Annotated in this window: 21 protein-coding genes; 11 read left to right on the top strand and 10 right to left on the bottom strand. The window is 58.7% G+C overall.

Annotation, left to right across the window (positions count from 1 at the left end; translation table 11 throughout):
• Positions 1-562: 562 nt before the first annotated feature.
• Positions 563-1,900 (bottom strand): glycosyltransferase N-terminal domain-containing protein, encoded by a 1,338-nt coding sequence (locus J7399_RS19290; protein WP_209080194.1) that lies wholly within the window; start codon positions 1,898-1,900, stop codon positions 563-565.
• A complete protein-coding gene (locus J7399_RS19285) occupies positions 1,897-3,198 on the bottom strand; it encodes a glycosyltransferase N-terminal domain-containing protein (RefSeq protein ID WP_209089000.1) in 1,302 nt (433 codons plus the stop codon). The genes J7399_RS19290 and J7399_RS19285 overlap by 4 nt, the downstream gene beginning before the upstream one ends.
• Before the next feature lie 474 nt (positions 3,199-3,672).
• Here J7399_RS19285 and J7399_RS19280 point away from each other — a divergent pair, with 474 nt between their 5' ends.
• Complete coding sequence (locus J7399_RS19280; RefSeq protein ID WP_209088997.1) at positions 3,673-6,120, top strand: response regulator; 2,448 nt, start codon at positions 3,673-3,675, stop codon at positions 6,118-6,120.
• Positions 6,121-6,214: 94 nt separating this feature from the next.
• Here the strand turns inward: J7399_RS19280 and J7399_RS19275 are convergent, their stop codons facing one another.
• Genes J7399_RS19275 through J7399_RS19265 form a run of 3 tightly spaced genes read right to left on the bottom strand, consistent with a single transcriptional unit; the run spans position 6,215 to position 9,774 of the window.
• The gene (locus J7399_RS19275; protein WP_209080188.1) at positions 6,215-7,381 is read right to left on the bottom strand and encodes a M20 aminoacylase family protein; all 1,167 of its coding nucleotides are present in this window, start codon (positions 7,379-7,381) and stop codon (positions 6,215-6,217) included.
• A gap of 26 nt (positions 7,382-7,407) precedes the next feature.
• Positions 7,408-8,571: a M20 aminoacylase family protein gene (locus J7399_RS19270; RefSeq protein WP_209088994.1), complete on the bottom strand. Its 1,164-nt coding sequence runs from the start codon at positions 8,569-8,571 to the stop codon at positions 7,408-7,410.
• A 24-nt stretch (positions 8,572-8,595) separates the two neighbouring features.
• Positions 8,596-9,774 (bottom strand): M20 aminoacylase family protein, encoded by a 1,179-nt coding sequence (locus J7399_RS19265; protein ID WP_209088992.1) that lies wholly within the window; start codon positions 9,772-9,774, stop codon positions 8,596-8,598.
• Positions 9,775-9,960: 186 nt separating this feature from the next.
• On the opposite strand from J7399_RS19265, the gene J7399_RS19260 reads away from it, so the two are divergent.
• The 3 genes from J7399_RS19260 to J7399_RS19250 are packed head-to-tail and all read left to right on the top strand — an operon-like array spanning position 9,961 to position 14,164.
• Entirely contained in the window at positions 9,961-11,733 is a 1,773-nt protein-coding gene (locus tag J7399_RS19260) for an ATP-binding protein (protein WP_209088989.1), read from the top strand.
• Positions 11,730-12,977, top strand: a complete 1,248-nt coding sequence (locus tag J7399_RS19255) for a sigma-54 dependent transcriptional regulator (protein WP_209088986.1) — start codon at positions 11,730-11,732, stop codon at positions 12,975-12,977. The genes J7399_RS19260 and J7399_RS19255 overlap by 4 nt, the downstream gene beginning before the upstream one ends.
• Positions 12,974-14,164: an MFS transporter gene (locus J7399_RS19250; RefSeq protein WP_209088983.1), complete on the top strand. Its 1,191-nt coding sequence runs from the start codon at positions 12,974-12,976 to the stop codon at positions 14,162-14,164. Before J7399_RS19255 ends, J7399_RS19250 begins: the two co-directional genes overlap by 4 nt.
• A gap of 43 nt (positions 14,165-14,207) precedes the next feature.
• Here J7399_RS19250 and J7399_RS19245 read toward each other — a convergent pair whose 3' ends face one another.
• Positions 14,208-15,809 (bottom strand): BCCT family transporter, encoded by a 1,602-nt coding sequence (locus tag J7399_RS19245; RefSeq protein ID WP_209088981.1) that lies wholly within the window; start codon positions 15,807-15,809, stop codon positions 14,208-14,210.
• 322 nt (positions 15,810-16,131) lie between these two features.
• Here J7399_RS19245 and J7399_RS19240 point away from each other — a divergent pair, with 322 nt between their 5' ends.
• Positions 16,132-17,631 (top strand): BCCT family transporter, encoded by a 1,500-nt coding sequence (locus tag J7399_RS19240; RefSeq protein WP_209088979.1) that lies wholly within the window; start codon positions 16,132-16,134, stop codon positions 17,629-17,631.
• A 263-nt stretch (positions 17,632-17,894) separates the two neighbouring features.
• On the opposite strand, the gene J7399_RS19235 is transcribed toward J7399_RS19240, so the two are convergent.
• Positions 17,895-18,356 carry an Lrp/AsnC family transcriptional regulator gene (locus J7399_RS19235; protein ID WP_209065420.1) on the bottom strand — a complete coding sequence of 154 codons (462 nt, stop codon included), beginning with the start codon at positions 18,354-18,356 and terminating at the stop codon, positions 17,895-17,897.
• A gap of 141 nt (positions 18,357-18,497) precedes the next feature.
• Between J7399_RS19235 and J7399_RS19230 the strand changes: the two genes are divergently transcribed.
• From J7399_RS19230 to J7399_RS19210, 5 genes are all read left to right on the top strand, one after another.
• The gene (locus tag J7399_RS19230; RefSeq protein WP_209088976.1) at positions 18,498-18,821 is read left to right on the top strand and encodes a DUF2849 domain-containing protein; all 324 of its coding nucleotides are present in this window, start codon (positions 18,498-18,500) and stop codon (positions 18,819-18,821) included.
• Positions 18,822-18,858: 37 nt separating this feature from the next.
• Positions 18,859-20,526 (top strand): nitrite/sulfite reductase, encoded by a 1,668-nt coding sequence (locus J7399_RS19225; protein ID WP_209088973.1) that lies wholly within the window; start codon positions 18,859-18,861, stop codon positions 20,524-20,526.
• Positions 20,516-21,313, top strand: a complete 798-nt coding sequence (locus J7399_RS19220) for a phosphoadenylyl-sulfate reductase (protein ID WP_209088970.1) — start codon at positions 20,516-20,518, stop codon at positions 21,311-21,313. Before J7399_RS19225 ends, J7399_RS19220 begins: the two co-directional genes overlap by 11 nt.
• Positions 21,310-21,717 carry a DUF934 domain-containing protein gene (locus J7399_RS19215; RefSeq protein ID WP_209080158.1) on the top strand — a complete coding sequence of 136 codons (408 nt, stop codon included), beginning with the start codon at positions 21,310-21,312 and terminating at the stop codon, positions 21,715-21,717. Before J7399_RS19220 ends, J7399_RS19215 begins: the two co-directional genes overlap by 4 nt.
• Positions 21,718-21,835: 118 nt before the next feature.
• Complete coding sequence (locus tag J7399_RS19210; RefSeq protein WP_209089021.1) at positions 21,836-22,684, top strand: ferredoxin--NADP reductase; 849 nt, start codon at positions 21,836-21,838, stop codon at positions 22,682-22,684.
• 52 nt (positions 22,685-22,736) lie between these two features.
• On the opposite strand, the gene J7399_RS19205 is transcribed toward J7399_RS19210, so the two are convergent.
• Positions 22,737-23,105, bottom strand: a complete 369-nt coding sequence (locus J7399_RS19205; protein WP_209088968.1) for a hypothetical protein — start codon at positions 23,103-23,105, stop codon at positions 22,737-22,739.
• Positions 23,106-23,300: 195 nt separating this feature from the next.
• On the opposite strand from J7399_RS19205, the gene infC reads away from it, so the two are divergent.
• Entirely contained in the window at positions 23,301-23,846 is a 546-nt protein-coding gene (gene infC / locus J7399_RS19200) for a translation initiation factor IF-3 (RefSeq protein ID WP_209065422.1), read from the top strand.
• 59 nt (positions 23,847-23,905) lie between these two features.
• Here the strand turns inward: infC and J7399_RS19195 are convergent, their stop codons facing one another.
• The gene (locus J7399_RS19195; protein WP_209088965.1) at positions 23,906-24,301 is read right to left on the bottom strand and encodes a hypothetical protein; all 396 of its coding nucleotides are present in this window, start codon (positions 24,299-24,301) and stop codon (positions 23,906-23,908) included.
• Positions 24,302-24,373: 72 nt separating this feature from the next.
• Complete coding sequence (locus J7399_RS19190; RefSeq protein ID WP_209088962.1) at positions 24,374-25,162, bottom strand: xanthine dehydrogenase family protein subunit M; 789 nt, start codon at positions 25,160-25,162, stop codon at positions 24,374-24,376.
• Between the last annotated feature and the right edge of the window lie 9 nt (positions 25,163-25,171).

The following is a 25,171-nucleotide window of genomic DNA, read 5'->3' as shown; positions in this document are numbered from 1 at the left end:
AGTGAAGCTGTTGTAAACTCTATTATCAGCCGAAGCCTAAGAGCCGATATGCAGGTGTTTGTTCATCGAAAGAACCAAACCGCCCTCATATCTCTTCAGTGTCATCACAATGTCAAATAACGTCGGATCCCAAAAAAGAACCCCAGAGACAAAACCACCAGACCGCGCCGAAAAACTTCCTAGCGCAACCCGCTGATACTGCTCGATATTTCCAGAACTTCCCAACCCAGAGCGTCGCTCCCAGCCAGTCCGTCCCGCCGTTGTGCGCCTCAGCGCCGCCGGTGAAGGGGTTCTAGTGCTGGTACGGATGAGTCGCAAGCGCTTTTTGACAGGAAAATGAAAAAAACTGCCCGACTGCATGTTTTTTTCGCAAAAGCCCTGTTTTTAAGGGGTTTGGGGAAGTGAAAAAATTGGAGCAGCGGCCTTTGACGCTGAGAACGGGGCACTCCCGACGCTGAAACCGCCCGTTTTGCCTTGGCAAACCATAGCACCCATCGACTCGCCCTGCCCGAGACGTGAAAAAGGGGCGCATCATGCCCCCCTTTATATGTCCTTTATATGTTCAGTCAGACTTTTCGCTTTGTGAGATCAGCACCTGATCCATCGCCTGCAATGTACGCTCACTGGCGCCGCGGTGTTCGGCCATGAATATCGCGGCCTCTTTGAGCGGGGCCTCTCTTGGGGGCCAGAGCGCCGCTGCCATCGCTTCAGGTGTGTCAAAGCTTTTGGCCACGCCGGCCGCTTCGGCCTCTGCAAAGGGAAATTCGATGGGCCAAGTTTCCGGGCCAGTGATTGGAGGTTTGCCAACCGCCAGTGGCTCAATGATGTTATGCGCCCCTGCCGGGGTGAAGCCGCCACCCACGATGACCTGATCGGCCAGACCAAGATAGAAGTACATTTCCCCAAAGCTGTCGCCCAGCAGGACATCGGGCATATCCGCCAAGGCCTCTCCAAGTAGAGCCAGCCCCGCTGTGCCAACCTCAGCCAGCTGACTGCGCACGCCTACAGAGAGATCTGCGTCTTGCAGCATCCGGCCAACCGCCTCAAAGCGTTCGGGCGCACGTGGCACATAGACAAAGAGGGGCGCCGGGGCGCTGTCATTGGCGGCGGCGGCGCGCAGCGACAGGATCATATCGCGAAAGATCTCTTCTTCCCCGGCGACGCCTGAGGCAATTGTGATCACCTGACGGCCATCCGCGGTGAGCTGCGGGCGAACCTGCGCCGCCGCATCAAGCAAGGCCTCCGGGATCGGCTGATCAAATCGCAGCTCGCCCGTGACCGTGATGTTCTGCACCCCGACAGAGGCAAAGCGCGCGCGCTGTATCTCTGATTTGACAAAGGCGCCGGCCACGCTGGCAATCACACGTTGCCGCAAACGCAGGCCCTTGCTGTCTTTGGCAAAGGCCCCTGACGTATATTGAGAGTTACACAGATAAAGCGGCACACCGGCGCGGCGGGCACTTGCGATCATCGCAGGCCAGATCTCCACCTCCAGGGTGAGACCAAAGCGCGGACGGCAGGCCCGGTAAAACCGATGCAGGCACCAGTGCATGTCCAAGGGCACCCACAGCACCGCAAGGCGGCCCTCGGCAATCTCCTTGGCAAACTGGCGCTCACTCTCTTCGCGTCCCGCAGGGGTGAAGTTGGTGAGGATCACCTTATCGCCACGCGCCAGTGCGAGCCGGATCATTCCAAGGGCAGAGCGCACTTCACCAAGGCTCACCGCATGAAACCAGATCGCATCCTGCGGCAGCGCGCGCCCGTAAAAGCCGAAGCGCTCTTTGACATGGCGCAGATACCGCGGGTCTTTGCGCCCCCGCATATAGAGATAGATCATCAGAAGTGGCAGCAAAGGTACCCAAAGCAGCCGGTAAATCAGATTGAAGAGCGTCAGGATCATGGCGCAGCCCTTAGCAGCGCAAGCAAATCGCGGGCAAGAGGCGTGAGACCTTCGCGCGCGCGTGCAACCAAAGCCTCCGCTTTCTGCTGCACCTGCGCTGCATCTCCGGCCTTGTCCAGATTGGCGAGGACGTCGGCAATATGTGCGGCCGCACCAGCCCCCGCGCATTCTGTAGCAAGGCCCACCTGCGCCAGATCAGCATAGTCTTGTCTGAAATTGCTGGTATTGGCGCCATGCAAGACCGCGCATCCCTGCCCGATCGCCTCCCACGGGTTATGCCCACCCACCTCGCCCGCAGAGCCTCCGACAAAGGCGATGTCTGCCAGACGGTACCACAGACCCAATTCCCCGAATGTGTCTGCCATATAGACCGGAACTTCCGCCGATGGCGTCGCACCTGTGCTGCGCAGAGCATAAGACAATCCGGCGTCGGTCAGCGCATCGCCAATCTCTGCACGGCGGTCAGGCACACGTGGGGCCAGTATAAGAAGCGCGGTGGGCTCGGCGCGCAAAAGCTCTTGATGCGCGGCGATCACCAGCGCCTCATCCTCTTTATGTGTAGAGGCCGCAACCCAGACTGTCCGGCCTTCGGTCTGAGCCTTCACAGCGTTCAAAGCCGCCGCATCCACCAAAAGCGGATCAGCCGCCGGTTTGAGCGATCCCATTTGGCGGGGCGCTTGCGCCCCCAGATCACGCAGGCGCGCCACGCTGTCTGCGTCCTGTCCAGCGACCAGATCAAACAGCCGCATCAGATCCCCAAAGGCAGAGCGAAACCGGGCACGGCTTTTGTGGCCCGCTTCCGTGATCCGCGCATTGATATAGGCCAGCGAAATGCCCCGGCGCGCTGTATCACAAATGGCGCCGGGCCAGAGATCCTGCTCCGACCAGATCGACAGATCCGGTTGCCAGTGATCGAGGAAGGCCGCCACAAACCGGGGGCCGTCCAGCGGCAGAAACTGGTGGATGGTATTGGCCGGAAGGTTCGCCCCCATCACCTGCCCCGAGCTGCGTGCGGTCGACGTCACCAGAAAGGAGACATTGGGTGCCTGCCGGGCCATCTCCTTGAGCAAGGGGCGCAGCGCCAGCACTTCACCCAATCCCACCGCATGCAGCCAGATCACCGTGCCTTCAGGGCGCAGCACAGAGCTTTGCCCCAGTTTTTCCGGGCTGCGTGCGGGATCATCTTTGCCCTTTGCCACGCGCTTGGCGACCACGCGACGCATCAAGGGTTGCAAGAGTGGGCGCAGCGCAAGGTAGCTGCGCAATTGCCATCCGAGAACAAGCGGGTGTTGCGTCAAGAAGAGGTCCCTTTTTGTGCGGCCCGCCCAAGCGCGGCGGCAGGCTCCTCTATACACAGATCGGCCCTGTTTGCCACGCCCCGCAGACATGTCCGAAAAGTGCGCGTCGATTCACAGGAGACCGCCTCAGCGCTCTACAGGAGAGACACCGCTCCGGCAGCCTCGCTCCTGATCTCGACAATGCCTGCTGGGTTTTCTTCAGAAAAATCTATGCAAACTATATCTTTATCTTGCCTCGACGGAAGCTTGGACCCATAAATATTAATAGAGCTGTGTGTCTCGACAAACTTAAAATACTGTAAAACAATAATTTTTCTCGACAGGTTAGATTGAGCAAAGTTTTCGCCATCCAACGTCACACAACCCTGATGACATCCGGCCCGCTCAGCGGCGTATGGATCTTAAATCCCCCTTAATATGCCTCATGCAGAGTCAATGCGCCCCCTGCGGCCGGACAAAAGGACCGGAATACGAATGCAACTGACCGCCCATTTGCGTAGGATTTTAACGCCCGTTTTTCGACGCGCCTATCTCCCGTCGTTCATCGCTGTGCTGGTCGTCTCCTCCTTCGCGCTCTATGCAGATTATCAAAACAACAAGATTGCCCTTCAGGAACAGCGCAACCTCGCGTCCAGTGAAACAAGCCGCCTGCGGGCACAGATCGAAGGCGAAGTCAGCGCCCGCATTCAGCTTGTACGCGGCATTGTGGCGGCCTTCTCAGATGACCTGGACATGTCTCAGGAGCGCTACAGCGCCCTGATGAGCCGCATCACAGGCGGCACCATGGAATTCATCAACATCGCCGCTGCCCCCGATCTGATCATCAACCGCGTCTATCCTCTGGAGAGCAACCGCCCCGCCTTAGGCTTGAATTACCATGAGAATGAGGCGCGCAGGCGCGTTGCGTATCAGGTACGAGACACCGGTAAGATGGCCATCGCCGGCCCCCTCGATTTGGTGCAAGGCGGCGTCGGGTTGATCGCCCGCTTGCCGGTTTGGGATGAGCGCGGCGGCGAGCGCCGCTTCTGGGGTCTGATCGCCGCCGTGATCGATGCCGAACATCTTTATGAGAGCGCTGGTTTGCGTGACCCGGAGCTGACGCTGGATATCGCGCTGATCGGCAAGGACGGAAAAGGCGCCGATGGCGAGCTTTTCTTTGGAAATCCAGATGTCCTGAACGACGACCCCATTCTAATGGACATACAGCTGCCCAATGGCACCTGGCAAATCGCCGCCCGTCCAAAAAACGGCTGGATCAAATATGCCGAAGATATGGTAGGCGTGCGCCTGTTCTTCTTGGGCGCATTACTGCTTGTCCTCACCCCGACCATTGCCGCCGCCCGCCTGTCAGAGCAGCGCCGCGCGATGATCGTGAAACTGCAAAAACGCGACGAGGAACTTGAACGCCTCTCTCTGGTCGCCAAACACGCCTCCGACAGCGTGCTGCTGTCTGATCCAACCGGCAAAATCATCTGGGTGAACGACGGCTTCACACGGATGACCGGTTACGCCTTTGACGACGCCGTAGGCCGCCACGCAGGCCAGCTGCTCAATGCAAAGGAAACCGACCCCTACACAATCGAAACGATCAAACGCCACCAGAAGCGGGGCGAGCGCTTTCACACCGAAATCCTCAACCGTACCAAATCCGGCAAACTCATCTGGGTGGATACCAATATTTTCCCAGTACTGGATGAAGACGGCAAGGTGGTCATGAGCATCGGCATTGAGCGGGAGATCACCGAGACAAAGCGCTATGAGGCCGAACTGGCCGAAGCCAAACGCGCCGCAGAGACCGCGGATCGCGCAAAATCCGAATTCCTCGCCAATATGAGCCACGAAATCCGCACGCCGATGAACGCGATCATCGGCATGTCCGAACTGCTCTCTGAATCTCCGCTATCCAGCGAGGACAAGCAAAATGTGACCACGATCCGCGAGTCCGGCCACGCGCTGCTTAAGATCATCAACGACATTCTGGATCTCTCCCGCCTTGAATCCGGCAAACTCGACGTCTGTGAGGTTGATTTTGACCTGCACCGCTGCATCGACAGCGTGGCTGATCTGCTGCGCCACAAAGCCGAGCAAAAGGGCCTCTTCCTGACGGTTGAATACAAAGAGGGTGTCCCCCAAAAGCTGCGCGCCGATGACGGCCGCCTGCGCCAGATCCTGATGAATCTGATCGGCAACGCGGTGAAATTCACCATCGAAGGCGGCGTGCGGGTTGTTGTCAGCCGCCAACCGGGCACCGAATTTGGCATCTGCATTGACGTCATCGACACCGGCATCGGCATCTCACCAGAGCAGGCACGCCATGTCTTTGACCGCTTTTCCCAGGCCGACGCCGCGATCACGCGATCCTTCGGCGGCACCGGCCTTGGCCTCACCATCTCGACCATGCTCGCGCGTCGGATGGGCGGCGATATCAGCCTGTGCGAAAAATACAATCAGGGCGCCTGCTTCTCCGCCACCATCATGGGCAAGGCCCCCATCGGCGAAACAGAGACCGAGGTTGAGCATCTCAAGTTTGCCCCCGAACATCTCTATGGCACCCGTATTCTTCTGGCAGAGGACAACAAAACCAACCGCCTGCTGATCCGCAAATATCTCGCGGATTATCCGCTGGAACTGATTGAGGTCGAAAACGGTGTCGAAGCTGTGGAATATTGCAAACTCGACAGCCCTGATCTGGTGCTGATGGACATGTCGATGCCCGAGCTCGACGGCCTTCAAGCCACCCGCATCATCCGGGATCTGCCGATCAAACAGCCGCCCATTATTGCCCTTACGGCCAATGCTTTTGCCAGCGACAAACAGGCCTGTCTTGAGGCGGGGATGGATATGTTCCTGTCAAAACCGATTAACAAGACCCATCTGCTGCACACGCTTTCAGCACATCTGGAACAGCGGCTGGCGTCTTAAGACTTGCCAATTCCCCTGAGGGCCTTGCAGGCGCGCGCCTAAGGTAGTCGACACATAATAAAGGCCGCGCCCTTCAGCGCGGCCTTCTCTTTACTTAAGCGGCTGGCATCCGCTTCTCAACGATCTCCGCCCACCAGCTACAGCCTGCGGGGATGGCTTCATCATTGAAGTTGTATTCCGGATGATGCACTGCCGCGCCCCCTTCGCCGTTGCCCACAAGAATGTAGGCACCGGGGCGCTCTTCCAGCATAAAGGCAAAGTCTTCGCCGCCCATCACCAGCGGGGCTTCCTCACATTGACCGGATATGGATTTTGCCACCTCAGCGGCAAACTCGGTCTGCACCTCAGAGTTCACCATCACCGGATAGCCGCGGTGATAGGTCACATCCGCTGTACCGCCAAAGGTTCCGGCCATACCGGCACAAATCGCCTTGATCCGCTGTTCCGCAAGATCACGCATGTCCGCGCTCATGGTACGCACGGTGCCTTTGATCTGCACCTTCTGTGGGATCACATTGAAAGCCTTAGAGCTGGTTTCAAAGCTGGTGACAGACACCACCACCTGATCCACCGGGTTGGCGTTGCGGCTTGCGATGGTCTGCAGCGCCACCACCGCCTGCGCGGCCATCACGGTTGTGTCCACGGTCTCCTGCGGCTTGGCCGCGTGACCACCCTTGCCCTCAAAGGTGATGTCAAACTGGTCAGTCGCCGCAAAGAAGGATCCGGGACGGATTGCAAAGCTGCCAAGCGGCATGCCTGGCCAGTTGTGCATGCCGTAGACCTCCTGGATGCCCCAGCGGTCCATCATACCGTCATCACACATTTCTTTGCCGCCGCCGCCGCCTTCTTCGGCCGGCTGAAAGATCACAACCACGGTGCCGTCAAAGTTGCGGGTCTCGCTCAGGTATTTGGCCGCGCCAAGCAGCATCGCAGTGTGGCCGTCGTGGCCGCAAGCGTGCATCGCACCCGGCGTTTTGGAGGCATAGTCCAGACCGGTCTGCTCATGGATCGGCAGCGCATCCATATCTGCGCGCAGGCCAATCACTTTGCCGGAGCCGGTTTCCTTGCCTTTGATCACACCGACAACTCCGGTGCGGCCAATGCCTGTGACAACCTCATCGCAGCCAAAAGCTTCAAGCTTCTCGGCCACAAGCGCGCTGGTGCGGTGGGTTTCAAACAGGATTTCGGGGTTTTCGTGCAGATCGCGTCGCCATGCGGTGATTTCATCATGCAACTCTGCAAAACGGTTCTTGGTTGGCATCTCGTTTCCTCTCTGTAACTCTTGCCTTAGGCCGCTGGCATGCGGCGCTCGATCACTTCCGACAGAAAGCTGCTCCCGTAGGGGATCGCATCGTCGTCAAAATTATATTCCGGATGGTGCAGAGACGCGCTGTCCCCATTGCCGATCATGATGAAGGCACCGGGCCGGGCCTGCAACATGTAGGAGAAATCCTCGCCGCCCATGCTGATATCCGCGAGATTGCATCTGCCGGAGATCGCAGTGACCACATCTTCGGCGAAGGCCGCCTGCTCTTCTGAGTTGATCGTCGCAGGCGTAATGCGTTGATAATCCAGCGTGGCTTTGCCGCCAAAGCTCTCCGCCACCTGTGTCACAATCTCTTCGATGCGCGCCTGCACCATGTCCTGCGTCTTCGGTACAAAAGTGCGCACCGTGCCTTTCAGCGTGGCGGTGTGCGGGATCACATTATAGACATCGGATCCGGTCTGAAACGACGTCACCGACACCACCGCGCGCTCCACCGGGTCGACATTGCGGCTGACGATGGATTGCAGCGCCATATGCATCTGCGTGCCGATCAATGTCGGATCCACCGTGTCCTGGGGGTGTGCCGCATGGCCGCCTCTGCCCTCGATATGGATGGTGAAGAAGTCCACCGCCGCAAGCAGCGGCCCTTTACGCACGCCAAACTCGCCCACAGCCATGCCCGGCTGATTGTGCATACCGTAGACTTCCTGAATGTTCCAACGGTCCATCATCCCGTCTTCCACCATGGCCAAGGCGCCGTTGCCGCCTTCTTCGGCGGGCTGAAAGATCAGTGCAACAGCGCCATCAAAGTTGCGCGTCTCACTCAGATACTTGGCCGCGCCCAGCAGCATAGCGGTGTGCCCGTCATGTCCGCAGGCATGCATCGCCCCTTCATGGGTTGAGGCATACTCCAGCCCGGTCTGCTCCTGCATCGGCAGCGCATCCATGTCTGCACGCAGGCCGATCACCTTGCCAGACGCATTGGTCTTGCCTTTGATGATGCCCACCACACCCGTGCGCCCCACACCGCTGACCACCTCGTCACAGCCAAACTCCCGCAGCTTGTCCGCCACAAGCGCCGCCGTGCGGTGGGTTTCATAAAGCACCTCGGGATGGGCATGAATGTCACGCCGCCATTCGGTGATCTCGGCATGCAGCTCGGCAAAACGGTTCTTAATAGGCATCTGTGTGTAATTCCTGATCGGGTCTTATACGTCTGTTACGGGCATCCGGCGTTCAACCATCTCAGCATACCAGCTGCTGCCAAAGGGGATCGCCTCATCTTCAAAGTTATAGGCCGGATGGTGACATTGCGCGCTGTCGCCATTGCCAAGGTGAATATAAGCCCCCGGGCGCTCCTCCAGCATGAAGGAGAAATCCTCCGCAGGCATGATCGGATCCACATCCGGGTCCACATTGGCCTCCCCCGCCACCGCCTGCGCAGCTTCAATCGCAAATGCGGTCTCCGCCTCGTGGTTCACGGTGACCGGATAGCCATCCTCCCAGGTCACCTCCGCAGTGGCACCAAAGGCCAGCGCCGTATGGGTCGCCACCTCCCGGATACGCTGCTCCACCAAAGCGCGGTTGTCGTTGTCCAGCGTGCGCACCGTGCCCTTCATGCGCACCTTATGCGCAATCACATTGGAGGCATTGCTGTCGGTCTCAAGTGTGCCCACCGTCAGCACCACCCGTTCAATCGGCTTCACATTGCGCGCCACAATCGACTGAAGCGACACAAGAATCTGCGCTGCAACCAATGTGGTGTCGACCGCAGCATGAGGTTCCGCCGCATGACCGCCTTTGCCGGTCACCTCAATCTCAAACTCATCTGCTGAGGCCATCAGCGCACCGGGCCGGATGGCAAACTGGCCCACCGCCAGCCCCGGCGCATTGTGCATGCCATAGACCTCCTGAATGTTCCAACGGTCCATCATCCCGTCATCACACATCTCTTTGCCGCCACCGCCGCCTTCTTCGGCCGGCTGGAAAATCATCACCGCCGTGCCGTCAAAATTGCGCGTCTCCGCAAGGTATTTCGCCGCCCCGAGCAGCATCGCTGTATGCCCATCATGGCCGCAGGCATGCATCTTGCCCGGAACCGTGGAAGCATAGTCCAACCCGGTGATCTCCTCGATCGGCAGCGCATCCATATCCGCACGCAGCCCGACAACACGCCCCTTGGTGTCCGTGCGGCCCTTGATCACCGCCACCACACCGGTGCGGCCAATCCCCAGCGTGATCTCATCCACGCCAAATTCCTTCAGCCGCGCCTCTACAAAGGCCACCGTCTCCTGCACATCAAACATCAGCTCCGGATGGGCATGCAAATGACGGCGCCAGCCGGTGATCTCTTCCTGCATCTCTGCAAAGCGGTTCTTGATCGGCATCCCCTGCGCGCTCCTTACGTCATCCCCATGTGCTGATCCGCAGAGACTGAACGATTGTTCATTCCAGAGCAAGGGGGCACGTCAAAATTCTCCCACGCACACCGCAGCCCTCGCCCGCACACCGCGACACATGCCCAAATTCACGACGACTCGCAGCCCCGCCGCAAAATCGCTAGGGTCACGCCCATGCGTACCTGGATCCGCCACCGCGCGGCGATTCTGATGATCTTCCTGCTCACCGTGCTCGCTGTGACTGGTGGGGTCTGGCGTTATGGCTATGGTCAAGCGCTGGAACAGCTGGCCCGCCGGGGCGAGGCCGATCTGGCTTTGGGCGCTGATCGCTTGACCGCACAACTCAAGCGATATCAAGAGCTTGCCGTGCTGATGGCAGAGCACCCGACCCTGCTGGCCCTGGCCAACAACCCGGCCATCACCACCGCCCAACGCGGCCACGCCCTTCTGCTTGAGGCCGCAGACAAAACCGCCGCGCTGGATCTCATCTATGCCCGCGCAGACGGCACCATTCTTGCCACTGCACAGGCGAGTGCCCCGCCCCCCAACGCGCTGTCTGAAACACCCTATTTCAGGCGCGCCCTTCAGGGCGCATTGGGCGCTCACCACGAAGTCGACCTGCGTTTTGACCGCCGCGCCTTTTACTACTCTGTTCCAAGCTTTTCCTCAGATGGCACGGTCAGCGCCGTGCTCACAGTGGTGGTCGATGTGGAAGATGTCGAAGGCAACTGGCGCGGCGACGGCCCCACCGTGTTCTTTATCGACGATCTGAATGAAGTCTTCATTTCCAACCGCTCCGAGCTGGTGTTCTGGAAACGCTCCCCCGATGGGCAAAGCCTGATCCCCCCGCAGGGAAAGGCCCCGACCTTCAGATCATATACCCGCGCAGGCTTTGAAATCTGGCAACTGGACTGGGGGCCTTACATCCCTGCGCGCGGGCTGCACATCGTGCAGGATCTGCCGGTGATCGATATGGTGGCCGAAGCCATCGTCGACGTCAGCCTCGCACGCCGCATCGCCGGGCTGCAGGCAGGTACCATCGCCGCGATCTTTATGATCTTTGGGCTGATCCTACTGCAGGTTCTGGAACGCCGCCGGGTTCTGACAGAGGCCAATGCCGAGCTAGAAAACCGCGTCACCTTGCGCACTCAAGCGCTCAGCGCCACCAACGAGGCTTTGCGCCGCGAAATCACCGAGCGCGAGGAAGCCGAAGCCGCGCTCAAAAAGGCACAGGCCGATCTGGTGCAAGCCGGAAAACTCTCTGCCCTTGGACAGATGAGTGCAGGCATCAGCCACGAACTCAACCAGCCACTCATGGCGATTCAAACCTTTGCCGAAAACGGCACGCGCTTTCTGGAACGGGACAACAGCGGCAAGGCAGGCGAAAACCTCACGCGCATCTCACAGATGGCCACACGCATGGCCCGTATTATCAAGAACCTGCGTGCCTTTGCCCGCAATGAAAACGAACCAACAGGCCGCATTGATCTGGCCGCCGTCATCACGCAGGCCGTTGAGCTGACAGAGCCGCGCCTGCTGCAGGACGACATCACCCTCAACTGGTCACCGGACGCGCTCAAGACCCCGGTATATGTGCGCGGCGGCGAGGTGCGTTTGGGGCAGGTCTTTGTCAACCTCATCACCAACGCTGCTGACGCCATGGCCAACCGCCCCACCCGTCAGATCGACATCACCATTCAATCCACCCCGCGCCTCTGTGTGCTGATCCGCGACACCGGGCCAGGGATTGACGCGCCCGACAAGATTTTTGACCCGTTTTACACCACCAAAGAAGTTGGCTCTTCTGAGGGTATGGGCCTCGGCCTCTCTATCAGCTACGGATTGGTCCAGAGCTTTGGCGGCAACATCCGGGGCAGCAATCACCCGGAAGGCGGCGCGCTCTTCACCGTTGAATTGGAACGCTGGCCACAGGAGAGCGCCGCATGACCTCCCCCCTGCCCGAGGCTCCCACGCCGGTCCTCGTCGTGGACGACGATCCGGTGGTGCGCGAGGCGCTCACGCAAACGCTTGAACTTGAAGACTTTCCCGTGATTGCCGCAGGCTCCTTTGTCGAGGCCAAAGATCACATCACCGCTCAGTTCACCGGCGTGATCCTCTCTGACATGCGCATGCCGGGGCGGGATGGCTTTCATCTTCTGAATTTCGCCAAAGAAGCTGACGCCGAACTGCCAGTGATCCTGCTCACGGGCGAAGGCGACATTCCCATGGCCGTAAAAGCGATGACGCAGGGGGCATTTGGCTTTCTGGAAAAACCCTGCGCGCCAACAGAGCTTGTGGCCGTGATCAACCGCGCGCAAAAGGCCCGGGCCATGGCGCTCGAAAACCGCCGTCTGAAAGCCCAGCTTGAAACCGGCGACGCTGCTGCGCGCTGGATTTTTGGTGTCTCCGACCAGTCTGAGACCCTGCGCCGTCGGGTGCGCTCCGTTGCGCGCATCCCAGCCGAAGTTCTGGTCAGCGGCCCGCCCGGCGCGGGCATCTCCAAAGTGGCCGAAGTGGTGCATCTGTGCTCCCCCTTCAGCAAAGGGCCATTTGGCAAACACACCACCATCGACATGGATGTGGCGCGCTTTGAACAGGCGGTCGAGGACGCCGCAGGCGGCAGCCTGTTTCTGGATGAAATTCAGGCCATGCCGATGCAAACCCAGTTTGCGCTGCTGTCGCTTTTGGAAACCGAAGACCATCCCCGCCTGATTTTTGGCAGCGCGGCAGATCTGTCAGAAGCCGTGCAAGAGGCACGCCTGCATGCCGATCTCTTTTATAGGCTGGATGCGCTGCAGGTCCGCATACCCGCGCTGTCTGAACGCCCCGAGGACATTCCGGTGATGTTCCGCCAATACGTTGCTCAGGCCGCCGAACAGGCAGGTGTCACCGCCCCCGAGGTCACGCCGGAAGTGATCTCCGGCCTCATGGCGCAGGACTGGCCCGGCAATGCCCGCGCGCTGATGAGTGTCGCCATGCGCTTTGTGCTGGGCCTGCCCGGCGAAGAAACCCAAAGCGCCTCGCTTGGTCTAGCCGAGCAGATGGCACAGGTGGAGCGCTCCCTGCTGGCCGAAGCCCTGCGCAAACACCAAGGCCGCGCCGCCGCAGCGGCCGAGACCCTCAAGCTGCCGCGCAAAACCATGTATGACAAACTTGCCAAATACGGCCTCAAGCCAGACACGTTCCGATGACTTCTGAACATATCGCACCAGACGCCGCGCCGTCGCACGCCCCCGCCCCGGCAGATCTGACAAGACCAAGCGCATGGCGCGCCATCGCCGCGATGTTTGCCCTCAACGGCGGGCTCTTTGGCATCTGGGCCTCGCGCATCCCGGCTTTCAAGACCGCCCATGATTTGTCTCACGCCGAGCTGGGCGGCCTTCTGCTCTTGCTCGCCGGCGGCGCGATCTGCGCCTTCCCGATCGCCGGTCGGCTGGCCGACACCTACGGTGCCGCAGCGGTGACCCGCGCCATCGCGGCAGCAAAACTGATCTTCTTCGTTGCGCTTGCCGCCTCCCCCAGCATTTGGTTTCTCGCCCCGGCGCTCTTTCTCTTCGGAGCCGCGCACGGCGCGATGGATGTCACCATGAACGCCTGGGGCGCTGAGGTGGAACGCTGGGCCAAACGTCCGCAAATGTCTTCTTATCATGCCATGTGGAGCCTTGGTGCAGGGCTGGGTGCGGCCAGCGGCTACGGCGCGATCAGCCTTGAGATTGCGCCGCTCTGGCATTTCATCGCCATCGGCGGCACTTGGACTGCGCTTATGCTCTGGATCGGTCAGATCCCGTGGACCTCCCCCACCAACCGCAGCAACCCGGCGCCGGTGTTCTCCCTACCCACCGGCCCCCTCGTGCTTGTGGGCCTTCTGGCGCTTGGTGCCTCCATGGGCGAAGGGGCGATTGCGGATTGGAGCGCGGTCTATCTGGTCGACATCGGCAACGCGCCGGAAAACTGGGCCGCCATGGGCTATGCGCTGTTCTCTGTCGCCATGGTGGCCATGCGCCTCGCCGGAGACCAGATCACCCGCCATGTGCCCCCCGTCACCGCCGCCCGCATCAGCGGCTTTGTCGCCGCCATCGGCGCGCTGCTCACCGTGCTCTTTCCCGTGCCCGCCATCATGCTGACGGGCTTTGTGCTCATGGGTCTGGGCTATGCGCTGATCTTCCCGCTGGCCTTCAGCCGCGCCGCCAATGATCCCGTTGTACCGCCGGGCAAAGCCCTCGCTGGCACCGCCACCTTCGGCTATGGCGGCATGCTGCTTGGCCCGCCGTTGATCGGGTTTATCGCCAATGCCACATCTCTTCGGGTGTCTTTTGCCGTGCTTGCCGGCCTTGCGCTCATGATCGCGGTGCTCGCCAGCGCCCTGCGTCGCACCTAAACGCTGCGCGGGCGCGCCCCCAAAGACGCGCCCGCAGCTCTCTTTACATCTTGGCGCGCTCAGCTTTGAGCGCCAGCCACAGGCAGTAGCACATCATCAGCACCACCAGCGTGAACGGAATGCCCGTGGACACCGCCGCCCCCTGCAGCGCGGCCAACCCGCCGCCCAGCAGAAGCGCAATCGCCACCAGACCTTCCAGCGTGCACCAGAACACCCGCTGCACCACCGGCGCATCCATTTTCCCGCCTGCAGTGATCGTATCAATCACCAGCGAGCCGGAATCTGACGAGGTCACAAAGAAGATCACGATCAGCACCAGCGAAATCGGCGCCACCACCGAGTAAAGCGGCAGCTCCTTGAGGAAGCCAAACAGCGCGCCCTCAGGCTTATAGGCGTCAATCACGGTCGCCTTCACGCCTTCCGCACCACCGGCGTTCAGCATGTCAATCGCCGCCCCCCCAAAGGTGGACATCCACAGCGCACAAACCGCCGTCGGCGCGATCAAGGCACAGAGCACAAATTCACGCACGGTCCGCCCCTTGGAAATGCGCGCAATGAACATCCCCACAAACGGCGACCACGCGATCCACCAGGCCCAATAGAACGTCGTCCAGCCATGGAAGAAGCTCGTGTCCTCTCGCCCAAACGGGTTTGAGAGCGCCGGAAGCATCGCCACATAATCCGTCATCACAGAGAAATACCGCGCAATCGCGGTGCCCACGCCCGTGACCAAAATCACAAAGACAAACAAGGCCACCGCCATAATCATATTGATCTCTGACAGGCGCTTCACCCCGGCATCCATGCCCATCAAAACCGATCCCAGTGCAATCACCGTGATCCCGATGATCAACAGCACCACAACCGTGTTGGTAGGCTCAATGCCAAACACCTCATTCAATCCGGCGGCCACCTGCTGTGCACCCAGACCAAGCGAAGTGGTCAGGCCAAACAGCGTGGCAAAAACCGCCAGAATATCAATGGTGTGGCCCCACCAGCCCCAGACGCGATCCCCCAAAATCGGATAAAACGCAGAGCGCAGCGTCAGCGGCAGATCAAGGTTGTAACAGAAAATCGCCAGCGACAGCCCCACCGCGGCATAGACCGCCCAGGCCTCAAGCCCCCAGTGGTGAATGGTGCCCACAACGCCGATATATTCATTGCCCGGCTGGCTGGCATCCACATTCAGTGGCCGCGCACCGCCGCCTTCGGAAAAGTTATAATAGACCGGTTCAAGCACGCCAAAAAACAGCAGGCCAATCCCGATGCCAGCGGCAAACATCATCGCGATCCAGCCCGCATAGGAATAATCCGGCCGCGCATCTTTGCCGCCAATCCGCACAGAGCCAACCGGCAGCACAACAAGCGCCAGCACAAACAGCGTGATCGCATTCACAGAAAGAACAAGAAACCAATCAAAGGTGCTGGTCAGCCACGGCCTGAGCCATCCAAAGAACGCCGCAGAGGCTTCCTGATTGGCCAGCGAGATCAGCACAAACGCACAGATCAATATACTAGATATAAGAAATACAGGATTGTGTATATCAAGTCCGAATGGCCTGATGTTGTCCTGCCCGAGCTCGTATTCCGTTTCGAAATCCCAGACTCTTGGGTCCGGATCGAGCATTTTTTTGGTCTCAGACATAGTCTACCCCTTTTGCACGAAGTCCAGTGATCCAAGCGTTGCACAACATTAGGGCACCTGTCTAATTTATTAATCTTTTACTAACTTTTGAAATTTTACTTCACATATTCACTTTTTTCACTATGACACAGCGCCAGAAGCCATTGGCGAGACCACCTGTCTTTTGGCTACAAACGAACGAAGACGCATAAGGGCAGACACTTCTCCCTTGCGCACCGGACCGGCACTTTCACCACCAAAGTAGGCTTTGTTAGGAGCAGGCTATGAGGATCAACCGCACGACAGAACACATCGCTTGCCCTGAGATGTTGGAGGGCAAACCGTGACACGTTCGCAGCTCACCCTTGCAACCTCCTGCACCTTGATCACAGCGATCGGCGCTTGGGGTGTCGTGGACCCGGACAGCCTCGTACGTCTGGCTTCCACAGTGGTTGCCAAATACTTTGAGAGCCGCGGCTGGTTTGTCATGCTCTCTGTCTCCGGCATGTTGCTCCTGTGTATCTGGCTGGCCTTCTCCAGATTTGGAGACATCCGCCTTGGAGCCGATGATGATCGGCCGGAGTTTTCCACGCCCTCTTGGATTGCCATGCTCTTTGCGGCGGGCATGGGGGTGGGCTTGCTGTTCTGGGCCGTTGCCGAACCCCTGACCCATTTTGCCTTTGCCCAAAGTTTCATGGAACAGCCCTATGCCGCTCAGCAGGCTCTGCTGGCCACAAATTTCCACTGGGGCATCCATGCCTGGGCGATCTACGGCATCACAGCGCTCGCCATCGCCTATTTCACCTTCCGCAAAGGGGCCCCGATGCTGGTCAGCGGCCCGATTGAAACGCTCTTCCCAAACGAAACATGGGCAAAGCTCGTTGGGGGGCTGTCTGATTTCATGGCGATTGTTGCCATTGCCATTGGCGTGGGTGGCTCCATCGCCATGGGTGTGTTTCAGGTGGCCGACGGCATCGACGTTATGATGGGCGGCGACAAAGCCGCCACATGGCTTGTGGCTGCGGTGTTTGTGGTGATGGTCGCCGCCTACCTGCCACCCCTGCTCGTGGATCTCGGCACCGGCATGGCGCGTCTCTCCAACACCGCCATGATCATCGCCATCGCTCTGGTGCTCTACACCGTCATTCTCGGCCCCACGGAATTTTTGCTCAATTCCATTCTCAACGGCTTTGGCGACTATGTCTTTGCCGCCATCCCCCGTGGCTTTGAAACCCTCACCTTCTTTGGCGACGATCTGGACACATGGTTTCAGGATTGGACCCTCACCTATATGGTCTGGTGGATCGCTTGGGGGCCATTTGTCGGCGTCTTTATTGCCCGCATCTCCAAAGGCCGCACCATTCGCGAGTTTGTGCTGGGCGTGTTGATTGGCCCAACCGTGTTCTCAGTGATCTGGTTTGGTGCCTTTGGCGGCATTGGTCTGTTTGACACATTGCATGGCAGCGGTGATCTGCTCCTGATGGCAGAGACCAATGTGGAACGTGTCACCTTTGGCCTACTGGAGCGCCTGCCCCTGCCGACACTGACCACCATCGCCACCATTCTGGCGGCCTTCCTCTTCATCGTCACCAGCGTGGTGAGCGCGGCTTTTGTGCTCGGCACATTCTCAACCGGCGGCGATCCCGACCCAAGCCCGAAGGTCCGCTTGGTCTGGGGCATGCTGCTCGGCCTGCTGGGGGCCGCGATGATCCTGTCCGGCTCAATCGATGCGGTCAAAAAGCTGATCGCGATTGGCGCCCTACCTTTTGTCTTTGTCTGTGTACTGCTCTGTGTCTGTCTGATCCGGGGCCTGCGTCAGGAGGTGCATCATGCTGATCGGTGATCTGCTCAACACAGTTCTCAACCTCTCTACCTTCGCCTTCATCGGCGCGATGATCTGGTTGCTCATGCGTCCCTAGAGGCGCTGGAAAACAGGCCGATCTGGTCCAATTTGGGTCAGATCGGCTGCGGCCTAAATCTTACAGCATCGACCGTTGCGGTAAGGTGCAAAGGCGCGAAATTGCACTGTCGCGATACAGCCGCAATACCGACGCGATACAGACACGCCTGCAGGCGGCTTTGCAAAAAACGGCCAAATCTTACCGCTCAGAGCGGTAGCATGCTCGTGGATTTGATTTCTTCCATTGATAACAAGGCGGTCACGTTGTGGACCTTCACCTCTGAGATCAAAGCTTGATAAAAGATGTCGTAAGCGCGCGCATTCTGCACCTGCACTTTAAGGATATAGTCTATGTCCCCCGCCAGCCGGTGCGCTTCCAGCACCTCAGGCCGCTCCCGCAAAGCTTTCAGGAATTTCGCCTGCCAATCGGCTTCATGTTCGCTGGTGCGGATCAGAACAAAGAAACAGGCATCAAAACCAAGGGCTTCGGCATCCAGGAGAACGGTTTGCTGGCGAATGACCCCGCCTTCGCGCAATTTCCGGATCCGGTTCCACACCGGAGTCTTCGAAGACCCCACACGTTTGGCAATTTCATCGAGAGATTGCGCTGCGTCCCGTTGCAACTCCCCAAGAATTTTCTTATCCATGTCGTCAATGCGCAACGCCATTCCATTTCCCCTCAGTTTTTGGAACATCGGCGCAGATCCCCGCTGACACCGAAACGCACGTTTCTATTTTCGCCAGTATCTGGCGGTTGAGGGGGAATATTTCCTATATATGGATCAAAGTCAAACACCGGAGTCGGACAAATGCCCCGCGCATTCACACCCAAAGTCATCACCGCCAACGCCCTGTTGGAAGGCGACGTGATTTACTTCACAGCCGAAGACAATTGGTCACGTGATTTGACCGAAGCAGAGTTACTAACTGATGAAGCCCACGCACAGTTGCGCCTTCTTGAGGCTTCTCAACAGGTTAGCGAAGTCGTAGGCGCCTATCTGGCGGATGCGGTCGCCGGAGAAAACGGCCCTGAGCCAACCCATTTCCGCGAAGAATTCCGCCGCACCGGCCCGTCAAACTACTTCCACGGCAAACAGGCAGACGCCGCAAACCAGGATGGTCAGGCCGTCTGATCGGCCTCTCCTGAGACAAACGCGAAAAGGTCCACCCATGTATCAATACAACGACTTTGACAAAGCCTTCCTGGCCGAGCGCAATCGTCAGTTCCGTGCACAGGTAGAGCGCCGCATCGCCGGCAATCTGACCGAGGATGAATTCAAGCCTCTGCGCCTGATGAACGGCCTCTATCTTCAGCTGCACGCCTACATGCTGCGCGTCGCCATTCCTTATGGCACCCTCAGCTCCACGCAGATGGACACGCTGGCGCTGCTTGCAGAGAAATGGGACAAAGGCTACGGCCACTTCACCACCCGCCAGAACATCCAGTACAACTGGCCAAAACTCAAAGATGTGCCTGATATGCTGGACGCTTTGGGCGAAGTTGGCATGCACGCCATCCAGACCTCCGGCAACACCATCCGCAACGTGACCGCAGACCATTTTGCGGGCGCAGCAGCAGACGAGCTGGAAGATCCACGCCCGGTCGCGGAGCTGATCCGTCAGTGGTCCACCGATCACCCTGAATTCCAGTTCATGGGTCGCAAGTTCAAAATCGCCGTGAGTGCTGGCGAGGCCGATCGTGCCGTTCTGAAGGCGCACGATCTGGCTGTTCGCATCGTGAAAAACGACTCTGGTGAAACAGGTTACCAAGTGCTGGTTGGCGGCGGCCTCGGCCGTACACCTATGGTCGGCAAAGTCCTCAACGACTTCCTGCCGCGCGAAGACCTGCTGCCTTACATCGAGGCAACCGTCTCCGTCTGGAACCAGATTGGTCGCCGCGACAACAAATACAAAGCCCGCATCAAGATCACCGTGCATGAAACCGGCCTGGACGAATTCCGTGCCAAGGTTGAGGAGCGCTATGAAAGCGTGCGTCCAACCTTCTCGGGTGTCGATCAAGATCTGTTTGCAGACATCAAAGCGCATTTTGCACCACCTGCCTTCCGCAACGCGCCGGTCGCAGAGTTTGAAGCGGCTTACGACGCCAACCCAATGTTCCGCAGCTGGGTCGACACAAACCTCACCGAGCACCGCGCGCCGGGCTACACCATTGTCACGGTTTCGCTGAAAAAGCAGGGCAAAACCCCGGGCGACGCAACCGCGGAGCAAATGCGTGTTCTGGCCCAGATCGCGCGTGATTATGGGCATGACGAGCTGCGTATCAGCCACGAGCAGAACGTGATCCTGCCGCACGTGCATAAATCCGATCTGCAAGCGATCTACGCGGCACTCCGTGAGGCGGACCTGCACACGGCCAACATTGGTCTTGTCAGCGACATCATCGCCTGCCCCGGCATGGACTACTGTGCGCTGGCAACCGCGCGCTCAATCCCTGTGGCGCAGCAAATCGCAACCCGCTTTGAAGAGCTGAAGCTTGAGCACGACATCGGCCACCTGCAGATCAAGATCTCAGGCTGCATCAACGCCTGTGGCCACCACCACGTGGGTCACATCGGCATCCTCGGTCTCGACCGCGCCGGTGTTGAGAACTACCAGATCACACTCGGTGGCGATGCTACCTGGACCGCTTCCATCGGTGAGCGCGCCGGCCCTGGCTTTGCATACGATGAAATCGTGCCTGCAATTGAGCGCCTCGTGAAAGGCTATCTGGAGCTGCGCGAAGGTCCGGAAGAGACCTTCCTGGAAGCGTACCGCCGCCTCGGCCTCGCGCCGTTCAAGGCTCACCTCTACCCAGAGGCGCAGGCGAATGCAGCATAATGGCCTCACGCCACTGACCTCGCCTCTGACCACCGGGAAAGCCCCGGGGTCAGAGCGCGTGGATCCGCTGCAGGCAAAGGTGGATGCGCTGAACGCGCGCTACCGCCATCATTCTGCGACGGCGGTGATGGAAGCTGCCTTGAAGGATCCTCAGGCCGGGAAACTGGCAATGGTGTCTTCTTTTGGCGCGGAATCCGCTGTGCTGCTGCACATGGCGGCCGTTGTGGACCGCAAGATTCCCGTGCTCTTCGTGGACACGGAAATGCTCTTTGCGGAGACACTTGTCTACCAGCAGGATTTGGCAGAGCAACTGCGTCTGGAAAATGTTCAGGTGATCCGCGCAAGCGACACCACGCTGGCCGCAGAAGACCCGGATGGCACATTGCACCAGCACGACACCGATGCCTGCTGTGCGTTGCGCAAAACCCGCCCGCTGCAAAAAGCCCTGCGTGGCTATGATGGCTGGATCACGGGGCGCAAGCGCTTCCAGTCCGGCACGCGTGCCGCGCTTGAGTTCTTTGAAATCGAAGACTTCACAGGCCGCATCAAAGTCAACCCGCTGGCCCATTGGGCACCGGATGACGTGCGTGCCTATATGGAAGAAAACCGCCTGCCGCGTCACCCGCTTGTGGCCAAAGGCTACCCCTCCATCGGCTGTGCGCCTTGCACCTCGCCGGTGGCAGAAGGCGAAGACCCCCGCTCCGGCCGCTGGCGCGGTCAGGACAAAGAAGAATGTGGCATTCATTTTGTCGATGGCAAAATAGTGCGAACCGGAGAAAAAACATGACTGTGATCGTGACAGACAACGGCTTTGGCGCCGACGACTGGACCCTTGGTTTTGTGCCGCTGGATGAAGCCGCAAATGATGTGGCGGCGCTTGACGTCCCTTCAGATACCGACCCGGCAGCTGTTATTGCGCAGCTCGCAGGCGTGAAGATGATCCGCGTGGATTTCCCAAGCTTTGCAGACGGCCGCGGCTTTACCATCGCCCGCCAGCTGCGCTTAGCTGGCTACAATGGCCGACTGCGCGCGAAAGGCCACGTTATTTCAGATCAATATGCCATGGCACGCCGCTGTGGCTTTGACGAGGTGGAAATCTCTGAAGAGTTGTCCACCCGCCAGCCAGAAGAGGAATGGAAGTTCCGCGCCAACTGGCAAGCTAACGACTACCAAGCCCGGATGCGCGGCTAAAGCGTGTCGCAGAAAGTGGTGCGGCTTTGCGATATGTCAAAGCCGCATCGCTGATATACCTTCAAAACCCCACCAGAGATGTTAGATGAGGAGGCGTGGCAATCCCGCCTGTTTTGATATGACCGAGCAAACGCCTGTGACCGAAGAAAAATCCGTAAAAGTGCCCGCCCTTCCTGACGCGCAAACTGTGACAGAGGTGAAGCACTACACTGACCGCCTGTTCTCATTTCGCTGCACACGCCCTGCGTCTCTGCGTTTCCGGTCGGGCGAATTTGTCATGATTGGCTTGATGGGCGATCCAGACCCCAAGACAGGCAAGCAAAAACCGCTTCTGCGCGCCTATTCCATCGCCTCCCCGGCGTGGGATGAGGAAATGGAGTTCTACTCCATCAAAGTGCAAGACGGCCCGCTGACCTCCAAGCTGCAGCACATCAAACCGGGTGATGAAATCATCCTGCGCCCCAAGCCTGTTGGCACGCTCGTGCACGACGCCCTGCTGCCAGGTAAGCGCATCTGGTTCTTTGCAACTGGCACCGGCTTTGCCCCGTTTGCTTCGCTGCTGCGCGAGCCGCAGACTTATGAAGATTACGATGAAGTCATCATCACCCACACCTGCCGCGAAGTTGGTGAGCTGACTTACGGTCGCGACCTCATCGAAAGCATCCGCAACGATGCAATGCTCGCAGAGCTGATGGGCGAGGACTTCCACAAGAAGATTCGCTACTACCCTACCACCACCCGTGAAGAGAGCCCCAAAATGGGCCGGATCACCGATCTGATCCGCTCTGGCGAGGTATTTGAAGATCTGGGAATCGAACCTTTGAACCCAGAAACCGACCGCGCAATGATCTGTGGCAATTTGGCCTTCAACCTCGAACTCAAGGAGCTCTTCGAAGAAGCGGGTCTTGAGGAAGGTGCAAATTCCAAGCCTGCACAATATGTGGTGGAAAAAGCTTTCCTCGACTAAAGGCAAGAATTCATAACGAAACGCCCCCGATTGGGGGCGTTTTTTGTTGCACTCAGTAGCCTAAGGCATCTTTGGCATTCTCCAGAGTCTGTTGGAGAAACTCAGGGTTTTCAAGAGAATCCACGAGCGTTGCCTTAAGCGCCGCCTTTTGCAAATCCCCCATGTCCGCCGCATCGATCAGCGCACAAACCTCTTTCAAATCAAAGCCTTCCGGTGTGAACAGCGCCTCCAGCGCACTCTCTTGAGTCCGCGGGCTTTCAGCATGTGGAGTACTTTCGAGAGTCTCTGAAACTGGCTGCTCAGAAACCTCTGCAGCATTCGACACCGATGACGACGCTGCAGGGCTGACAGCATTCTGCCAGACAACATATGTCCCGAAAGCTGTGCTTAAAGCGAAGATGCTCCAGACAAGGCTTCTCATTACCACACTCCAAAAAACGGAGCGCCACCAAACCGAGTGCGCCCCCTGCGCCATGCATCTCGTGATTGCTGCCCTCCTTCTCAAGGGGGAAAGGCGCGGGATTTGCATCACAGTCGCGGATTCGGCGGTTGTATCGCCGCGCAAGCGCGAATAAATTAGCCACTCATAGGTATTCACCATCGAAGGAACAAAACGATAGCCCGCAGACCTCATAACGCACCGCCACAGCGTGACACCGGACCTCGTATCAATGGGCGCATCCGCGCTCCCGAAATCCGCTTGATTGGCGCAGACGGCGAAAACGTCGGAGTCGTGCACCCGGCCAAAGCCATGACAATGGCCGAAGAAGCTGGTCTGGACCTTGTTGAGATCTCCCCAAATGCGAACCCTCCGGTTTGCAAGATCATGGATTTCGGCAAGTTCAAATATGAACAGCAGAAACGCGAGTCCGAGGCGCGCAAAAAGCAGAAGACCATTGAGGTCAAAGAGGTGAAGTTCCGCCCGAACACGGACACGCATGACTATGACGTCAAAATGCGCAACGTGATCAAGTTCCTCGAAAAAGGCGACAAGGTGAAAGTCACCCTGCGCTTCCGTGGCCGTGAGATGGCCCACCAGAATCTCGGCCGTGAGCTTCTGGAGCGTGTGGCTGAAGACATCAAAGAATTGGGCAAAGTGGAAAACATGCCCAAGATGGAAGGCCGGCAAATGATCATGATGATCGGCCCAATCTCCAAGTAAGCCGAACGGTCATAACAAACGTTCAAGCCCCAGCCTTTGGCCGGGGCTTTTTCTTTGCCTCATGCAATGTCGCGCGCACCGCGCAGCCATTTGACCGCCTCTCTGACGTCAAAGCCCAGAGAAATGATGTTTACGATCAGAAGCACCGAAAGGACGCTGGCATAGGCACCGGTTGCTCCTTCCAGAAACGGCGGGCGTGTGAGCAAAATCACAACAAGCGGCACCCAGAATATCAAATGCGGAAAGGACAACGCCGCGGAGAAGCCACGCTCTTTGATCAGAATCGGCAGGTTCACCAGCATCCCCATAACAGAGAGCAAAGCGATCCAGATGGCCGAGGGATGTGTGCCGATACAGAAAAGCGGGACCATGTTGATTGGCGCCAGAACCACGCACATCCAAATCCGCACCCACAGCGGCAGCCGCTGAAAACTGTTCCAAATATCGAGAATCATTTGTCGCCTTTCCAAAGCAAAGGGCGGCTGATCTAACAGCCGCCCTCCCATTTTTCAAAACTATAAGGCGCTCTAGGCCGCTGCTGCAACCGCGCGTCGTGTCAAAACACCCACGAGGTGCGCGCGATATTCAGAAGTGCCATGCAAATCAGCAATCATGCCATCCGAACTCAGTTTCAGATCCGCGATGGCATCGGCTGAGAAGTTGGCAGAAAGTGCTGCTTCTGCTTCTGTCCAACGGAACACACCTTCCTCAGACGCGCCTGTCACGGCAACACGGACCCCATCAGCGAATTTCGCAACAAACACACCGACCAGCGCAAAGCGGGAAGCGGGTTGTTCGAATTTCTGATAGTTGGATGCCTCAGGCACAGGGAAGCGCACTTCGGTGACAATCTCGCCTTCCTCAAGCGCGGTCGTGAACATGCCCTCAAAGTAGTCGTCTGCGGCGATTTCACGACTGTTTGTCATGATCGTCGCACCACAGCCCAGGGCGCCCGCCGGATAGCAGGCCGCAGGATCATTGTTGGCCAGAGAGCCACCAATGGTGCCGCGCGCACGTACCGCTGGATCACCGATGCCACCTGCAAGGCCCGCAAGGCCGGCAAAAACATCCGAACTTCCTGCGACATCTGAGTGACAAGTGGCGCCACCGATGCAAACAGCCCCATCATCCGCAATGCAGACCCCCTGCATTTCACTGATACCTTTGAGGCTCACCAGTTTACTCGGGCTGGCCAAGCGCTGTTTCAGGGTGGGGATCAAAGTCTGTCCGCCACCAAGAGCCTGCGCTTCTTCCGCGCCCAAAGCAGCAACCGCATCCGCGATTGTGGAGGGCTTCTCAAAATCAAAATTATACATGATGTCTCC

Source organism: Shimia sp. R9_1 (assembly GCF_017743775.1).
GTDB lineage: Bacteria > Pseudomonadota > Alphaproteobacteria > Rhodobacterales > Rhodobacteraceae > Shimia.
This window is presented reverse-complemented; position numbering and strand designations above follow the sequence as displayed.

Coding starts and splice junctions, on each gene's coding strand:
- J7399_RS19265 (WP_209088992.1), bottom strand. CDS start 9,774: ATGCCGATCAAGAACCGCTTTGCAGAGATGCAGGAAGAGATCACCGGC.
- J7399_RS19230 (WP_209088976.1), top strand. CDS start 18,498: ATGCCCCGCGCATTCACACCCAAAGTCATCACCGCCAACGCCCTGTTG.
- J7399_RS19250 (WP_209088983.1), top strand. CDS start 12,974: ATGACTTCTGAACATATCGCACCAGACGCCGCGCCGTCGCACGCCCCC.
- J7399_RS19290 (WP_209080194.1), bottom strand. CDS start 1,900: ATGATCCTGACGCTCTTCAATCTGATTTACCGGCTGCTTTGGGTACCT.
- J7399_RS19255 (WP_209088986.1), top strand. CDS start 11,730: ATGACCTCCCCCCTGCCCGAGGCTCCCACGCCGGTCCTCGTCGTGGAC.
- J7399_RS19190 (WP_209088962.1), bottom strand. CDS start 25,162: ATGTATAATTTTGATTTTGAGAAGCCCTCCACAATCGCGGATGCGGTT.
- J7399_RS19210 (WP_209089021.1), top strand. CDS start 21,836: ATGACCGAGCAAACGCCTGTGACCGAAGAAAAATCCGTAAAAGTGCCC.
- J7399_RS19245 (WP_209088981.1), bottom strand. CDS start 15,809: ATGTCTGAGACCAAAAAAATGCTCGATCCGGACCCAAGAGTCTGGGAT.
- J7399_RS19205 (WP_209088968.1), bottom strand. CDS start 23,105: ATGAGAAGCCTTGTCTGGAGCATCTTCGCTTTAAGCACAGCTTTCGGG.
- J7399_RS19225 (WP_209088973.1), top strand. CDS start 18,859: ATGTATCAATACAACGACTTTGACAAAGCCTTCCTGGCCGAGCGCAAT.
- J7399_RS19270 (WP_209088994.1), bottom strand. CDS start 8,571: ATGCCTATTAAGAACCGTTTTGCCGAGCTGCATGCCGAGATCACCGAA.
- J7399_RS19275 (WP_209080188.1), bottom strand. CDS start 7,381: ATGCCAACCAAGAACCGTTTTGCAGAGTTGCATGATGAAATCACCGCA.
- J7399_RS19280 (WP_209088997.1), top strand. CDS start 3,673: ATGCAACTGACCGCCCATTTGCGTAGGATTTTAACGCCCGTTTTTCGA.
- J7399_RS19260 (WP_209088989.1), top strand. CDS start 9,961: ATGCGTACCTGGATCCGCCACCGCGCGGCGATTCTGATGATCTTCCTG.
- J7399_RS19220 (WP_209088970.1), top strand. CDS start 20,516: ATGCAGCATAATGGCCTCACGCCACTGACCTCGCCTCTGACCACCGGG.
- J7399_RS19195 (WP_209088965.1), bottom strand. CDS start 24,301: ATGATTCTCGATATTTGGAACAGTTTTCAGCGGCTGCCGCTGTGGGTG.
- J7399_RS19235 (WP_209065420.1), bottom strand. CDS start 18,356: ATGGCGTTGCGCATTGACGACATGGATAAGAAAATTCTTGGGGAGTTG.
- J7399_RS19215 (WP_209080158.1), top strand. CDS start 21,310: ATGACTGTGATCGTGACAGACAACGGCTTTGGCGCCGACGACTGGACC.